Here is a 15,068-nt window from a genome sequence, read left to right on the forward strand (position 1 = left end):
CCGTGAAAGACCTCTACCCATCGCGGCACGCGGCGAGCGCCGAACTGCTGCCGCGTCTCGACCCCGTCGTCCATGGCGACTGGAACCCGGATGCGCCGATCAGCGAGGCGCAGGCCGCCCGGTTCGACCGCGACGGCTATCTCGTCCTCGAAGGCGTCTTCTCGGACGCCGAGGTCGCGCATCTGCAGGGGGCGGCGAGCAAGCTGCTCGCCGATCCCGCCGCGCTCGACGCGGAGACGATCGTCGCCGAGCCGCAGAGCCGCGAGATCCGCTCGATCTTCGAGATTCACCGCCAGAGCGACGCGATGGCGCGGCTCGCGTCCGACGCGCGGCTCGCCGACGTTGCGCGCTTCCTGCTCGGCGACGAGGTTTACATCCACCAGTCGCGCCTCAACTACAAACCGGGTTTCAAGGGCAAGGAATTCTATTGGCACAGCGATTTCGAGACGTGGCATGTCGAGGACGGCATGCCGCGGATGCGCGCGCTGTCGATGTCGGTGCTGCTCGCCGAGAACACGCCGCACAACGGACCGCTGATGGTCATTCCGGGGTCGCACCGATCCTATCTGACCTGCGTCGGCGAGACGCCCGACGACCATTATCTGAGTTCGCTCAAAAAACAGGAATATGGCGTGCCCGACGAGGACCACCTCGCCGAACTGGCGCACGATCATGGCATCGTCGCGCCGACCGGCAAGCCCGGCACCGTCATCCTGTTCGATTGTAACCTGATGCACGGATCGAACGGCAACATCACGCCCTTCCCCCGCGCCAACGCCTTCCTCGTCTATAACGCGGTCAGCAACCGGCTGGAAAAGCCGTTCGGCGTCGACAAGCCGCGGCCTTGGTTCCTGGCCCATCGCGGCGAGCCCGAGCCGCTGACGATCGCGTCGGGCACGCTCGTCGAAGCGGTGCCGGCATGAGGGGGCATCATAGCGTCGAGAAGGTCGGCGGCACCTCGATGGCCGCGACCGCGACCCTGTTCGACAATGTGCTGATCGCGGGACGTTCGGGCGGCGACCTCTATAACCGCATCTTCGTCGTCTCCGCCTATGCCGGGATGACCGACCTGCTGCTCGAAAACAAGAAGAGCGGCGAACCCGGCGTCTATGGCCATTTCGTCGACGACGACGATGCCGGAGCGTGGCGCGCGGCGATGGAGCGGGTGCGCGCGGCGATGCGCGCGCGCAATGCGGAGATGTTCGCGCGGCCCGAAAGCCGTGCCGAAGCCGACCGCTTCGTCGATGCGCGGGTCGATGCCGTCGCCGCCTGCCTCGACGACCTCGCGCGGCTGCGCAGCCATGGGCGATTCAGCCTGAAGGACCAGTTCGTGACGGTGCGCGAACTGCTCGCCGGGATCGGCGAGGCACACAGCGCGCACAGCACCGCGCTGCTGCTCCGCGACCGGGATGTCAACGCGCGCTTCGTCGACCTGACGCTGTGGGACGAGGACGACGTGCGCAGCCTCGACGCGCGGATCGAAGAGGCGTTCGCGGCGATCGACCTTCGCACCACCCTGCCGATCGTCACCGGCTATGCCGGCTGCGAGGGCGGCATGGTGCGGCGCTATGCGCGCGGCTACACCGAAATGACCTTTTCGCGCATTGCCGTCCTGACCGGCGCGCGCGAGGCGATCATCCACAAGGAGTTTCACCTGTCGAGCGCCGACCCGAAGCTGGTCGGCGAGCGGCGGGCGCGCAAGATCGGGCGCACCAATTATGACGTCGCCGACCAGCTCGCCAATCTGGGCATGGAGGCGATCCATCCGGGCGCGGGGCGCGGACTGCGCCAGTCGGGCATTTCGCTGCGCGTCCGCAACAGTTTCGACCGCGAGGATGCGGGGACGCTCGTCACCGGCGACTATGTCTCCGACGTCCCGCGCGTCGAGATCGTCACCGGGCTGCGCCAGATGCAGGCGCTGCAATTCTTCGAGCAGGACATGGTCGGGGTGAAGGGGTATGATGCCGCGATCCTTGCCGCGCTGACCCGCCACAAGCTGTGGATCGTCAGCAAATCGTCGAACGCCAACACCATCACCCATTATCTGTCGGCGAACGCCGCCACGGTGAACAGGGCGGCCGCCGAGTTGCAGGACCAATATCCCGACGCGTCGATCACCACGCAGCCGGTCGCGATGGTGTCGGTGATCGGCAGCGACATCTCGCGCCCCGGCCTCGTCACCGAGGCGCTGCGCGCGCTCGACGCGGCGGGGGTGCCGATGATCGCGATGCAGCACCAAATCCGCAACGTTGACGTGCAGTTCCTCGTCGCGCCGCGCGATTTCGATACCGCGGTGCGCGCACTGCACAAGGTGTTGGTCGAGGATGGGGCGCTGGTCGAGGACAAGGCTGCGTCAGCGGAGGATCGGCGCGCCGCCTGACGCGCCGCCTATGCTCGCCTCGATCCGCCCGGTCCGCAGCCTGCTGATCGCCATCTTCGTGATGATGGCGGGCAGCGGCTTTCTGTCGACGCTGATCGGCCTGCGGCTCGAACGCGAGGGCAGCGGCACGATGGTCATCGGCCTCGTCGCGACCGCCTATTTCGGCGGACTCGTGATCGGTGCGCTGCGCGCCGGGGGCGTGGTGCGGGGGGTGGGGCATATCCGGTCCTTTGCGGCGTTCGTTGCGTTGCTTTCGGCCAGCACCCTTGCCTATGCGCTGGTCCAGCAGCCATTGCTGTGGGGCGCGTTGCGCCTGATCGACGGCGTCTGCGTCGCGGGGGTCTTCGTCTGCCTCGAAAGCTGGCTCAACGACCGCGCCGAGCCCGATACGCGCGGCACGGTGCTCGCGTCCTACATGGTCGCCCTCTATTCGGGGCAGGCGATCGGCCAGTTGCTGCTCCGTTCGGGCAGCACGGCGCCGCAGGTGCCGTTCGAACTCGCCTCGATCCTGATCTCGCTCGCGATCATCCCGATCTGCCTGACGCGCAGCACCGCCCCGGCGCTGACGGAAGCCGCGTCGCTGCCGCTCCGCCGCCTGTTCGCCGCCTCGCCGCTCGGCGTCGTCGGCGCCGGGATCACCGGACTGCTGCTCGGCGCCTTCTACGGCCTCGCCGCCATCTATGCGCGGCGGCTCGGGCTCAGCCTCGCAGCGACCGCGACCTTCATGATGGTCGTGATCCTCGGCGGGGTGGCGCTGCAATGGCCGCTCGGGCACCTGTCCGACCGCTACGACCGCCGCCGCGTGATCGTCGGCGGCTTCGCGCTGACGCTGGCGGTCAGCGTCGCGCTGGCGATGCAGCCGTCGGGCGCGCTGCTGCTCGCGCTCGGCTTCGCCTTCGGCGGGCTCGGTTTCGCGCTCTATCCGCTCAGCGTCGCGCACGCCAACGACCGGCTGCTGCCGTCGGAGCGCGTGACCGCAAGCGGGCAACTCGTCCTCCTCTATTCGGTCGGCGCCGCGCTCGGCCCGATCGGCGGCGCGGCGGCGATGACGCTCGCGGGCGCTGGCGGCCTTTTCCTCTTCATCGCGCTCGCAGCCGGCGCGATGCTCGCCTTCGGCCTCTGGCGCCTCGCGGTGACCGACGCGGTGCCCGGCGAGGCGCAGCAGGATTTCCAGATCCTGCCGCGCACGACCCCGACCGCCGCGCTGCTCGATCCCGCCGCCGACCCGCAACAACAGGTGATGACATGACCACGCAAACCCTCGCGCAACCCGCCTGCGCGCCATCCAGCAGCGACCCCTCGACGCTGCGCCGCGCGATCGCCGCCTCGGCGCTCGGCAATGCGACCGAATGGTTCGACTACGGCATCTATGCCTATGGCGTCACCTATATCTCGGCAGCGCTGTTCCCGGGCGATACCGACGAGGCGATATTGTTCGCGCTCGCGACCTTCGCCATCTCCTTTCTCGTGCGGCCGCTGGGCGGCCTGTTCTGGGGGCCGCTCGGCGACCGGATCGGGCGCAAGTCGGTGCTCGCGCTCACCATCCTGATGATGGCGGGCGCGACGCTGTGCGTCGGGCTGATCCCATCCTATGACCGCATCGGCTTCTGGGCGCCGACGCTGCTGATCGTCCTGCGCATGATCCAGGGCTTTTCGACCGGCGGCGAATATGGCGGCGCGGCGACCTTCATGGCCGAATATGCGCCCGACGACCGCCGCGGCTTCTTCGGCAGCTTCCTCGAATTCGGCACGCTCGCGGGCTTCTCGCTCGGCGCTTCGCTGATGCTGATCTTCTCGCTGACGCTCGGCGACGCGGCGATGCACGACTGGGGCTGGCGCATCCCCTTCCTGATCGCCGCGCCCCTGGGGCTGATCGGCACCTATCTGCGCTCGCGGATGGAAGACACGCCGATCTTCCTGGAGGAATGCGTCGTTGCCGAAGCCCGGCAAGCCTCCGGGCTCGGCACGCTGATGCGCGATCACTGGCGCCCGCTGCTCGTCGTCGGCGGGCTCGTCGTCGCGCTGAACGTCGTCAACTATACGCTGCTCAGCTATATGCCCACCTATCTCCAGCGGCGCATCGGCCTGTCGCCCGACGAGGCGCTGATCGTGCCGATCGTCGGCATGTTCTTCATGATGCTGTTCCTGCCCTTCGCCGGCGCGCTGTCGGATCGCGTCGGGCGGCGGCCGATGTGGCGCGTCTCGCTGATCGGCCTGCTGATCGGCGTGGTGCCGCTCTACATGCTGATGGGCACGGGCCTTGCTGGCGCCACCATCGCCTTCATCCTGCTCGGCCTGCTCTATGTTCCGCAGCTCGCGACCATCTCGGCGACCTTTCCCGCGCTGTTCCCGACCCCGGTGCGCTTCGCGGGCTTCGCGATCGCCTATAATGTCTCGACCTCGATCTTCGGCGGCACCGCCCCGGCGATCGGCAGCGCGCTGATCGGCTGGACGGGCGACCAGCTCATGCCCGCCTATTACATGATCCTGTCGTGCCTGATCGGGCTCGCCGCGCTGCGCTTCATGCCCGAGACGGCGGGCAGCTCGCTGCGCAACGATCCGTTCGCGCGACCGGTATCGGTGATCGACCGCTAGCTCCATCGCGGATCGGCCGGGCCTGCCGCGATCCTCCATTCCCGAGGCAAATCTCGAGCCAGCGATGCATCGTTCGTCGAGGCAGTGCGTTGCACCGCAGGGCGCATCCGCCCCGACAGTGAAGGATATGGCGATGAATCGGCTACGCCAGATGTTCCCCGCCCCGCTCCTGACCCTGATCGCCGGACTGATCATCGCGTTCATCGCGCTGGTCCTGCTGATCGGCGGCGTCTGGCTCGCCGCGCTCGGCGGATCGGCCTATTATCTGGTGACCGGCGTCGCAATGCTCGCCTCCGGTCTGCTGCTGATGCGCGGGCGGATGCTCGGCGGCTGGATTTATGTCGCCGTCGTCTTCTTCACCCTGCTCTGGGCCTTCTGGGAGGTCGGGGGCAATGGCTGGGCGCTCGTGCCGCGGGTCGTCGCACCGGTCGTGCTGCTGGTCCTCGTCCTGTTCGCGATGGCGACGCTGTCGGTCCGCCCGCACCGCTGGCGGCTCGCGCTGGCGAGCAGCGCCATGGTTATCCTGCTCTGCGCGGCGGGCAGCGCGATGCTCGGCTGGCTCAACAACGCGCGGCCGCTGCAGCCGCTTCCCGGCCCGCGCTGGACGATGACCGATCCCGCGCCGATGCAGGCCGGTGCCGACTGGCCCGCCTATGGCGGTACCTACAGCGCGCGGCGCTATTCGCCGCTGGCCCAGATCACCCCGGCCAATGTCGGCAAGCTGAAGCGCGCGTGGACGATCCATACCGGCGACCTGCCCTCGTCGAAGCGGGTGCGCGGCACCTATGGCGCGGAGAATACGCCGCTGAAGGTGGGCGACAGCCTGTATGTCTGCACGCCGAAGAATATCGTCCTGTCGCTCGACCCCGCGACCGGCAAGCAGCGCTGGCGGTTCGACCCCAAGGTGTCCGACGATGCGATCCCCTATACCGCCGCCTGCCGCGGCGTGAGCTATTATGCCGTGCCCGGCGCCGCCGCCGAACAGGCGTGTGCGCGGCGGATCATCTTCGGCACGCTCGACGCGCGGCTGTTCGCGCTCGACGCCGCGACGGGGCGGCCGTGTCAGGATTTCGGCGCCAACGGCCAGGTCGATACCAAGATCGGCATGGGCGACACGCCGCCGGGCTATGTCTCGATCAACTCGCCGCCGACCATCGTGCGCGGCGTGGTGGTCACCGGGCACCAGGTGCTCGACGGGCAGGACCGCTGGGCGCCGTCGGGCGTGATCCGCGGCTTCGACGCGGTCACCGGCAAGCTCCAATGGGCGTGGGACATGATGCACCCCGACTGGGACGGCTATCCGCCGCCGGGACAGACATGGGCGCGCGGCACGCCGAACATGTGGACGATCGCGTCGGGCGACGAGCAGCTCGGCCTCGTCTACCTGCCGATGGGCAATGCCGCCGCCGATTATTATTCGAGCCTGCGCCGCCCGGCCGAGAACGACTATGCGACCTCGCTCGTCGCGCTCGACGTGACGACGGGCAAGCCGCGCTGGCGCTTTCAGGCGGTGAAGAAGGACGTCTGGGACTATGACTTCGGCGCGCAGGCGACGCTGATCGACTATCGGAGCGCGGGCGGGACGGTCCCCGCACTGATCCTGCCGTCGAAGCAGGGCGACGTCTATGTGCTCGACCGGCGCACCGGCCAGCCGCTGACCCCGGTCGGCACGATCAAGGCGCCCGGCGGCGGGGTCGAGCCCGCCGAGCGGTCGCCGACGCAGATCGTGTCGCTGTGGCATACACTGCGCAAGCCGGACCTGACCGAGCGCGACATGTGGGGCATGTCGCCGATCGATCAGATGATCTGCCGCATCCAGTTCCGCAAGGCGAGCTACAAGGGTTTCTTCACCCCGCCGACGAGCGATGGCCGCTCGATCGAATATCCGGGCTATAATGGCGGCACCGACTGGGGCGGCGTCGCGGTCGATCCGGTGCGCGGCGTGATCGTCGCGAACTATAACGACATGCCCAACTATGTCCGCCTCGTCCCCCGCGCCGAGGCCGACAAAAGGGGGTGGGCGCCACGCGACCAGGCCCGCGGCGAGATCGGCGGCCCCGAAGGCGCCGGCGATCCGCAGGCCGGGACGCCCTATGCGATCGACGTCAATGCGGGCTGGCGCCTGCCCTTTACCGGCATGCTGTGCAAGCAGCCGCCCTATGGCGGCATCCGCGCGATCGATATCGCGACCGGCAAGACGATCTGGGACCGTCCGCTGGGCACCGCGCGCACCAACGGGCCGTTCGGCATCCCGTCGATGCTGCCGGTGACGATCGGGACGCCGAACAACGGCGGCGCGGTGGTCACCGCAAGCGGGCTGATCTTCATCGCCGCCGCGACCGACAATCTGATCCGTGCGATCGACCTCGCCACCGGCAAGACCGTCTGGTCCAACGTGCTGCCCGCGGGCGGGCAGGCAACGCCGATGACCTATGAAGCGAATGGCAGGCAATATGTCGTCATCTATGCCGGCGGCCATCATTTCATGGAGACCCCGATCGGCGACGAGGTCGTCGCCTACGCCTTGCCGTAATCCGCCGCCATGGCCGACGGTCCGCGCATCGGACACATCAAGGCGAACATCGTCCTTTACGGAGCGCTGTTCGCCAATCTCGGCATCGCCGCCGCGAAGTTCGTCGCGGCGGCGATCAGCGGTTCGTCGTCGATGCTGTCCGAAGGCGTGCACTCGCTTGTCGACAGCGGCAACCAGCTTCTGCTCCTTTACGGCCAGGCGCGGGCGAAGCGGGCGCCCGACGATCAACATCCCTTCGGCTATGGCCGCGAACTCTATTTCTGGGCGTTCGTCGTCGCGATCCTGATCTTCGCGGTTGGTGCGGGCATTTCGATCTATGAGGGCTGGACACATATCGCCGCGCCCGAACCGCTGCGCGACCCGACGATCAACTATATCGTCCTCGGGGTCGCCTTCCTGCTCGAGGGGGCATCGTGGACAATCGCGGTGCGCCAGTTCGACGCCGGTCGCAACGGGTTGGGCTGGTGGCAGGCGATCCGGCGGTCGAAGGACCCCGCCGGCTTCATCGTGCTGTTCGAGGACAGCGCGGCGCTGGCCGGGCTGGTCATCGCGGCGGCCGGCGTCTGGCTGAGTCATGCGACGGGCGACGCGCGGATCGACGGGGTGGCCTCGATCCTGATCGGCCTGATCCTGGCAGCGGTCGCCGCGCTGCTCGCGCGCGAATCGAAGGAGCTTCTGATCGGCGAAGCCGCCGATCCGGCACTGATCGCGATGATCTGGCGGATCGTCGAGCGGCGACGCGAGATCAGCGCCGTCAACCATGTCCGTACCATCCACACGGCGCCCGATTCGATCTTCGTGGCGGTCAGCGCCGATTTCGAGGATGCGCTGACGATGGGAGACGGCGAGCGCCTGATCGAGGAGATCGAGGCCGAACTGAAGGCCGCGTCACCGGAAATCAGTTCGATCTACATCCGCCCCGAAAAGCGCCGCGACGCGGTCCTTCAGCCGCGCCCCAAGGCCTGAATCCGGCGGTCGGCGTGCCCGCTATCTGCCCAGTTGCAGTTCCGCCCGATAAGCGTCCACCGTCCAATCGCGGCCAAGGAAATTCCTGGCGAGCTGATTCATCGAGGCCGACCCGCCGGGGGCGAGGATGAGATCGCGGTAGCGCTTCGCTGTGGCCGGATCGCGCAGGCCATGTTTGCGGAACTCGCTCAGTAGGTCGCTCGAAAGCGCCTTGGACCATTGATAGGTGTAATAGGAGGCGCCGTAGCCGGTGAGATGGCCGAAAGCGGCATAGCCATGCGTGCCTTCGGGATCGGGAGCGAGAGCGTAGCGATTATAGGCCTCGTCATAGACTGCGGCCAGATCGCGATCCTTGGGAACGCCCGAATAGAAAGCAAGCGAGGCGCCGGCATAGCCGAGCTGCATCATCGTCCCGAACGCTTCCCCAAAACGGCGGCTGACGTTCATCTTCTCCACCAGAGCGGCCGGGATCGGTTCACCCGCCGCGTTGCTCGCGAACCGCTTCAACGTGTCGTAATCCCACACCCATTCCTCGAGCAGCTGCGATGGCGCCTCGATGACGTCATTCTCCAGCTCCATCGGATTCTGGGCTGCATAATCCTGCCCGCCGGCGAAGATCCAGTGCAGCAGATGCCCGAATTCGTGGAGGAAGGTGACGACGTCGCTATGCTCCATCAGCCCGTTGGGAAAGTTCGTCTCGAGCACCGCGACCGGCAGCACCCGGTCCCTGATGCCGAAGCGCAGCGGCGCCATCTGGGCATGGGTGAACTTGCCTTCGCGCGGATGCATGTCGAGGTAGAAGCGGCCGATGACCGCGCCGTCCTGCACCATTTCAAAGGCGCGGACGTCCGGATGCCAGACCTCGGTCGCCCAGGGCCTGATTTCGACGCCGAACAGATCGCGCGTTAGGTCGAGAATGCCGGCCTGGACCTTGTCGAACGCGAAATATTGACGGACCTGCTCCGGATCGACCGCATAATCCTCCTTGCGGATGAGCCGCAGGGCGTAACTGCTGTTCCAGGAGCCGAGCGAGGCGAGTGACGGATCATCCTTGTGCAACCGGGCCAGCATCCGCCCCGCCTCGGCCTCGCCGATCGGCCGGGCCACGCGGTCGATCTCGTCGAGAAAAGATTGCACTCGTCCGGGATTTTCCGCCATGCGATTGGCGAAGTCGTAGCCCGCGAAATCGGAATAGCCCAGCAGGCCGGCGAATTGGGCCCGATCGTCGATGAGCCGCCGCAGCACCGCGTTGTTGGTCGGATAGGCGCGGTTCGCGAAGGCCGTCATCACGCGCTTCCGCACGTCCGCGCGGTCGGCATAGCGCAACAGCGGCATGACGTCGGGATAGCTCATGCCGATCTGCACCAACCCGTCCGCGCCGGCCGGACGCGCCGCGAGCCAGTCCGGCGGCATACCCGCAAGCTCTTCGGGGGTCGCCGTGACGGTGCGGGTGTCGGCAGAGATATTCCCCTCGAACTCGATCGATGCGGCGGTGATGCCATTCTGGAGCTCGCCGATGCGCGCCCGCGTCGCCGCGTCCTTGTCGACGCCCAGGCGGCGGTAGGAATCGAGCTGGCGGTCCACCATATAGCGCAGAGCGGGCGAAATATCCGCCTTTCCGACCGTCAGCAGGCGTTCATAGATCGGCCGGGACATGCCCAGATCGACCAGCACAGCGCTGGCGCGTTGAAAACAGTCCTCGGCCGCCTTGCGGATCGCCGCATCGGGGTTCGTATCCTTGATGACGCCCGGTTCGGTATAGGCGGTGGTGAAAGCGAGATTATAGAGGTCGTCATAGGCGGCGAGCAAATCCAGCGGCTCGGTCGACAGCGGCATCGCCTCGACGCGCGCGCGCAGGCTCGCCAGCGCATCGAGACGGGTGTCGCATTGCGCGGTAACCTCGGCGGCGCTCTTCGGCGCCGCGCTGACAGCTCCGATGATGCGGTCCGACACGGGTTGATACTCCGCGCCGAGCGCCGGCATCGCCGTCCCGCTGAGCATGAGTGGAAACACAAACGAACGCAGCATCGACATGATGGTCTTCCCCCTTGAAATGGCTTCGATGCGGAGCCGCTCCATCGCCCGTCGCCGTCCGCCCGTATTTCCCTTCTGGCTCGCTAGCGCACTCCGGTCGGGCTGGCGCTGGAAATTTTTGCGTATATTTTCCGATCCATAGCTCCTACACGCTTTTTCGCTCAATAGACGTCGATTATCGCAAAGTAAGAGCGTGAACGCAGCCAGCTCCACCAAAGCCCATGACCCTCATTTCAAGGTCGATTATTGGTCCGCGGAATCGATCCTTCGCCATCCGGATTTCCCGCACGCGCGCAGAGCCTATTTCGACAAGGTGCTGGCACTCTACGGCGACGATCCGTTCCTCAACAAATTGCTGATGGAGGCGGTGCGGATCGTGGTCTTTGCCGTAGCCATCTGCATGGAGGCCGGATATCGCCCGGACGATCGGGACACATGGCCGACGATCGGCAACCTCAAAAAGGCGCTGGCGCTGTTCGGTGTCGCAAGCCCCCCCCACACCTGCGGCACCAATAGGGCGGCGATTGAGTAGTCAGTCGCCGCCCATTTTTCTGATCGCGATATGCGCCCCGCTGTCCGGTGTAGAGCGCGAGCATGTCAATCTGCGCGCAAAAGGGACCCCCGATCGGCGTCGAAGAGGGACCCCCTTATCGGATATGATGCTGGTTTGTTGAGGATGGCCTTGCGCCGCGTGCGGCGGAGGGCGGGCGTAGCCCGACCGGAGGCGCGCGCAGCGCAAGATAGATTTTTGAAGGCGCCGAAGATGGCGGTCAGCTGCGGTTTTTGAAGCGCCAGCTGTCGTTGCCCGTCTCGATGATATCGCAGTGGTGGGTGACGCGGTCGAGCAGCGCCGTAGTCATCTTGGGATCGCCGAAGACGGTAGGCCACTCGCCGAAGGCTAGGTTCGTGGTGATGATGACGCTGGTGCGCTCATAGAGCTTGCTGACCAGGTGGAACAGCAACTGCCCTCCCGAACGGGCGAACGGCAGATAACCAAGCTCGTCGAGCACGATCAGGTCGAGCCGCGACAGCTGTGCCGCCAGGGTCCCGCCCTTGCCGATCCGGGTCTCCTCTTCGAGGCGTGTCACCACTCTATGGCGAAATGCCCCTGTGGGCCTCTGACATCATCCGCACGGCGGCAGACCGTCGTGAACGACCAATCTTTGCGGTACCGCTGGAGACGGCCGTGAGAACGAATTGAAGCCCGTTTCGTGGTCGCGGGTGCGCGCCATCCTATTGGCACTGTGCGCGCGGTGGCTGCTGCCCTTTTCCATCTGAGCGGCAGCCACCGTTTCAACAAGGGGCGGGGAGGTCATCTTTGGAAAATGGTCGACCATCGCCCGCGCGCTGAAGATCGATGTCGACACGATGCGGAAGCATTTCAGCGCGGAGTTGGCCGATGGTTTCGCTCAGAGGAGGGCCGAATTGATCGGCATCTTGTTCGATGCGGCCCGAGCTGGGAAGGTCGCTGCCATCAATGCGCTCGACAAGATGGTCCGCGCAGCGCGTGCTGATGACGACGGGAATATTTCGTGATGCTGCGCCCGAAAGGCGCAAATGGCTTCAAGCCGCGTTCGCGCGTGTCGCCACCTTCGCCAGCAGCTTGAATGCGGCGTCCGGATCGACCTCTACCATTCCCAGTAGCGTCCGGGCAGGCCCTTCAGGCATACGGCGTCCCTGCTCCCAATCGCGCAAGGTAGCGGCGCTGATATGTAGTTTTTCCGCAAAGGCGGCCTGCGATAATTTCACCTTGCCGCGAATCGCCTTGATGTCTGGACCGACCGCAATCTTCCCCCGCGAGGCGTCACCCTCTGCAAAGGCGATGGCGTCGTTGAGACCAGCCGCGATCTTGTCGAATGCTCCCTTGGCCATGAATACCTCCTACAGTGTGCTCTTCAGGGTCTTTGTCAGGGCGGCCAGAGCATTGCGCTCGCCCTGCGATAGCGAAATCTTCTCTCCCTTGCCGAACACGGTCAGCAAGAAAGCGGGAACGTCCTCACCCGCGAAATAGGTGATGACGCGATAGCCCCCCGACTTGCCCTTCCCGGGCTTGGCGTAGCGCAGCTTACGGGCGCCACCACAACCGGGCATAATTTCCCCCGCCTGAGGATTGGCAGCGATCAGGTCGACCACCGCCGCGCGCTCGTCGTCGGACATGCCGGCATCTTTGGCGGCGGAGAGATAGGCATTGGTTTCGATCACCGTCTGCATGGAGAGAATATACGGCATTGCCGTATATAATGCAAGGTATCGATTATCAGCCAGACGGTGATCGCTCCACACTGATTGCCCAGCCCACCACCGGATATGCGCGCTTAGTTAGTTTCGGCGGAGACTGTCGCTCACCGATAGCATGGGCGCGGCGCAAGGAGGCGTATGAGGCGCTGCACCCGGAGACGGCCAACGGCGCTACCGGACGTGGGCGCGATAAGGTTCGCCAAGTTGGCGAAGCTAACGACCGCTTCACCGCCGACACCGCCAGCAAGACCCGACCGGTTGTTACCTTGTGCGTTACCTAGAAGCGAAAGGTGAAAACTGCCTCGCTCACAATTCCCATAAAACCGTTTAATATTATGGTGTTATGGTGAGCCCTGCTGGGTTCGAACCAGCGACCTACTGATTAAAAGTCAGTTGCTCTACCGACTGAGCTAAGGGCCCGTTGCCATTCGCGGCACCGCCCGGCAGCGGGCGGAACCCTTTTGCTGCGAAGCGAGCGGCCCGCTATCATGGCCTAACCCTCCGTGCAATAATATTGTTCAATATCCTTTACGGGCACGCCGGCATTTCTCTCATCGATGTATGAGGAAGTTTCCTCAGCGATGGGAAATCCCTATTAGCGTTTGACCAGTATAGAGGATTTCGTTCCCACGGATCGGTGAGCGAATGGAGACACGATGAAGGTTCTTCTGACAGGCGGCGCGGGCTATATCGGCAGCCATTGCGCGGTCGCCTTGATCGCTGCGGGGTATCAGGTCGTCTGTTTCGACAATCTGTCGAACAGCAGGCCGCAAGCCATCGAGCGGGTCGAAAGCATCACCGGCACGCGCATTCCGCTGGTCGTCGGCGACATTCGCGACCGGGAGGCCGTCCGCCGCGCCCTGACCGATCATGCCATCGAGGCCGTCGTGCATTTCGCCGGGCTGAAGGCGGTCGGGGAATCGGTCGAAAAGCCGATGCTCTATTACGATAACAATGTGCGCGGGACGCTGGCCCTCGTCGAAGCGATGGCCGAATGCGGTGTCCGCCGCCTCGTCTTCTCATCGAGCGCGACCGTGTACGGCCAGCCGCAATATCTGCCGCTCGACGAAGCCCATCCGACATCGGCAACCAACCCTTACGGCCGGACCAAGCTGATGATCGAGGAGATGCTGGGCGACATAGCCGCCGCCGATCCCGGCTGGCGCATCGGCGTGCTGCGCTATTTCAACCCGGTCGGTGCGCACGACAGCGCGTTGATCGGTGAGGATCCGAACGGCGTCCCCAACAATCTGATGCCCTTCATCAGTCGTGTCGCCGCGGGCCGGCTACCCGAACTGTCGGTGTTCGGCGATGATTACGATACCGCCGACGGCACTGGCGTGCGCGATTATGTGCATATCGTCGACCTGGCCGAAGGGCATGTCGCGGCGCTGGCAGCGTTGACGACCATCGACCGGCCGCTCTCGATCTGGAACCTCGGCACCGGTCAGGGCTATTCGGTCCTCGACATGATCCGCAGCTTCGAGCGCGTGAACGCCGTCTCGATCCCCTATCGCATCGCGTCGCGCCGCCCGGGCGACGTGGCGACCTGCTACGCGAGCCCGGCCAAGGCGCGCGACGAACTGGGCTGGCAAGCCAGCCGCGGGCTCGACGCCATGTGCGCATCGGCCTGGCGGTTCGAGCGCATGCTGGCGACGCGCAACAGCGGTTAGCCGATCCAGCCCGCGGTCTGCACAAGAACCCACAGTCCTATAATCAGGAACAGGCCAGCGGCGACCAGCCGCACCTTGGCGAGGTCGATACGCTTCAGCAATTCGTGGCCGAGGAAGATGGCGGGGACATTGGCGATCATCATGCCGAGAGTCGTACCCGCCGTCACGCTGACAACGTCGTGAAAGCGCGCGCCCAGGGCGATGGTGGCGATCTGCGTCTTGTCACCCATCTCGACGAGAAAGAAGGCGATCAGTGTCGTCAGGAACGCGCCGAAACGCGGCCGCGGCGCCTCTTCGTCGTCGAGTTTGTCGGGGATCAGCGTCCACGCCGCCATGGCGATGAAGGACATGCCGACCGCGTAGCGAAAGACCGGACTGTCGAGGAAAGCGGCGGCCTGCGCGCCAAGCAGTGCGGCGAGCGCGTGATTGGCCAGTGTCGCGACCAGGATGCCGAATATGATCGGCAGCGGACGTCGAAAGCGCGTCGCAAGCAGCATGGCGAGAAGCTGGGTTTTGTCGCCGATCTCGGCCAGCGCGACCACTGCGGTCGAGGTGAACAGGGCTTCCATGAAAAGACACTCCGGGGCCGGGCGGCGCAGCGAACTCCAACGGTCATCGTACCCCGCCGCCCGGCCCGGACGTGAGGTCG

At 65.7% G+C, this 15,068-nt stretch carries 12 protein-coding genes, 1 tRNA gene and 1 pseudogene; 8 read left to right on the forward strand and 6 right to left on the reverse strand.

Features of this window, described 5'->3' with window-relative positions; translation table 11 throughout:
* Positions 1–2: 2 nt before the first annotated feature.
* The 6 genes from thpD (at position 3) to SGRAN_RS11835 (ending at position 8,474) form a co-directional block, all read left to right on the forward strand.
* Positions 3–923, forward strand: a complete 921-nt coding sequence (gene thpD / locus SGRAN_RS11810; RefSeq protein ID WP_067183859.1) for an ectoine hydroxylase — start codon at positions 3–5, stop codon at positions 921–923.
* On the forward strand, positions 920–2,380 hold the full coding sequence (locus tag SGRAN_RS11815; protein WP_067183861.1) for an aspartate kinase: 1,461 nt from the start codon (positions 920–922) through the stop codon (positions 2,378–2,380). Before thpD ends, SGRAN_RS11815 begins: the two co-directional genes overlap by 4 nt.
* A 10-nt stretch (positions 2,381–2,390) precedes the next feature.
* A complete protein-coding gene (locus SGRAN_RS11820) occupies positions 2,391–3,629 on the forward strand; it encodes an MFS transporter (RefSeq protein WP_067183863.1) in 1,239 nt (412 codons plus the stop codon).
* Positions 3,626–4,975, forward strand: a complete 1,350-nt coding sequence (locus SGRAN_RS11825; protein ID WP_067183865.1) for an MFS transporter — start codon at positions 3,626–3,628, stop codon at positions 4,973–4,975. Before SGRAN_RS11820 ends, SGRAN_RS11825 begins: the two co-directional genes overlap by 4 nt.
* A 151-nt stretch (positions 4,976–5,126) precedes the next feature.
* On the forward strand, positions 5,127–7,508 hold the full coding sequence (locus SGRAN_RS11830; protein WP_067187059.1) for a membrane-bound PQQ-dependent dehydrogenase, glucose/quinate/shikimate family: 2,382 nt from the start codon (positions 5,127–5,129) through the stop codon (positions 7,506–7,508).
* A gap of 9 nt (positions 7,509–7,517) precedes the next feature.
* A complete protein-coding gene (locus SGRAN_RS11835; protein ID WP_067183868.1) occupies positions 7,518–8,474 on the forward strand; it encodes a cation diffusion facilitator family transporter in 957 nt (318 codons plus the stop codon).
* A 21-nt stretch (positions 8,475–8,495) separates the two neighbouring features.
* On the opposite strand, the gene SGRAN_RS11840 is transcribed toward SGRAN_RS11835, so the two are convergent.
* Positions 8,496–10,721 carry a M3 family metallopeptidase gene (locus tag SGRAN_RS11840; RefSeq protein WP_148650863.1) on the reverse strand — a complete coding sequence of 742 codons (2,226 nt, stop codon included), beginning with the start codon at positions 10,719–10,721 and terminating at the stop codon, positions 8,496–8,498.
* Between SGRAN_RS11840 and SGRAN_RS11845 the strand changes: the two genes are divergently transcribed.
* The gene (locus SGRAN_RS11845) at positions 10,702–11,040 is read left to right on the forward strand and encodes a hypothetical protein (protein ID WP_067183873.1); all 339 of its coding nucleotides are present in this window, start codon (positions 10,702–10,704) and stop codon (positions 11,038–11,040) included. The genes SGRAN_RS11840 and SGRAN_RS11845 overlap by 20 nt on opposite strands.
* A 238-nt stretch (positions 11,041–11,278) precedes the next feature.
* On the opposite strand, the pseudogene SGRAN_RS11850 reads toward SGRAN_RS11845, so the two are convergent.
* The 4 genes and pseudogenes from SGRAN_RS11850 to SGRAN_RS11865 form a co-directional block, all read right to left on the reverse strand.
* A pseudogene (locus tag SGRAN_RS11850) lies at positions 11,279–11,599 on the reverse strand (ATP-binding protein); the annotation flags it as partial.
* Positions 11,600–12,071: 472 nt separating this feature from the next.
* Positions 12,072–12,380 (reverse strand): helix-turn-helix domain-containing protein, encoded by a 309-nt coding sequence (locus SGRAN_RS11855; RefSeq protein ID WP_067183876.1) that lies wholly within the window; start codon positions 12,378–12,380, stop codon positions 12,072–12,074.
* Positions 12,381–12,389: 9 nt separating this feature from the next.
* Complete coding sequence (locus SGRAN_RS11860; protein WP_067183878.1) at positions 12,390–12,719, reverse strand: type II toxin-antitoxin system RelE/ParE family toxin; 330 nt, start codon at positions 12,717–12,719, stop codon at positions 12,390–12,392.
* Positions 12,720–13,090: 371 nt separating this feature from the next.
* Positions 13,091–13,166 (reverse strand) — tRNA-Lys (locus SGRAN_RS11865).
* A 236-nt stretch (positions 13,167–13,402) separates the two neighbouring features.
* Here SGRAN_RS11865 and galE point away from each other — a divergent pair.
* Positions 13,403–14,419: a UDP-glucose 4-epimerase GalE gene (gene galE / locus SGRAN_RS11870; protein WP_067183881.1), complete on the forward strand. Its 1,017-nt coding sequence runs from the start codon at positions 13,403–13,405 to the stop codon at positions 14,417–14,419.
* Here the strand turns inward: galE and SGRAN_RS11875 are convergent.
* Positions 14,416–14,988, reverse strand: coding sequence for a TMEM165/GDT1 family protein (locus SGRAN_RS11875; RefSeq protein ID WP_067183883.1), 573 nt, complete (start codon positions 14,986–14,988; stop codon positions 14,416–14,418). The two genes, galE and SGRAN_RS11875, sit on opposite strands and share 4 nt — an antisense overlap.
* Between the last annotated feature and the right edge of the window lie 80 nt (positions 14,989–15,068).

It is taken from the genome of Sphingopyxis granuli (assembly GCF_001559015.1).
Classification (GTDB): Bacteria; Pseudomonadota; Alphaproteobacteria; order Sphingomonadales; family Sphingomonadaceae; genus Sphingopyxis; species Sphingopyxis granuli.

Coding starts and splice junctions, on each gene's coding strand:
- SGRAN_RS11815 (WP_067183861.1), top strand. CDS start 920: ATGAGGGGGCATCATAGCGTCGAGAAGGTCGGCGGCACCTCGATGGCC.
- SGRAN_RS11820 (WP_067183863.1), top strand. CDS start 2,391: ATGCTCGCCTCGATCCGCCCGGTCCGCAGCCTGCTGATCGCCATCTTC.
- SGRAN_RS11825 (WP_067183865.1), top strand. CDS start 3,626: ATGACCACGCAAACCCTCGCGCAACCCGCCTGCGCGCCATCCAGCAGC.
- SGRAN_RS11830 (WP_067187059.1), top strand. CDS start 5,127: ATGTTCCCCGCCCCGCTCCTGACCCTGATCGCCGGACTGATCATCGCG.
- SGRAN_RS11835 (WP_067183868.1), top strand. CDS start 7,518: ATGGCCGACGGTCCGCGCATCGGACACATCAAGGCGAACATCGTCCTT.
- SGRAN_RS11855 (WP_067183876.1), bottom strand. CDS start 12,380: ATGGCCAAGGGAGCATTCGACAAGATCGCGGCTGGTCTCAACGACGCC.
- SGRAN_RS11860 (WP_067183878.1), bottom strand. CDS start 12,719: ATGCAGACGGTGATCGAAACCAATGCCTATCTCTCCGCCGCCAAAGAT.
- galE (WP_067183881.1), top strand. CDS start 13,403: ATGAAGGTTCTTCTGACAGGCGGCGCGGGCTATATCGGCAGCCATTGC.
- SGRAN_RS11875 (WP_067183883.1), bottom strand. CDS start 14,988: ATGGAAGCCCTGTTCACCTCGACCGCAGTGGTCGCGCTGGCCGAGATC.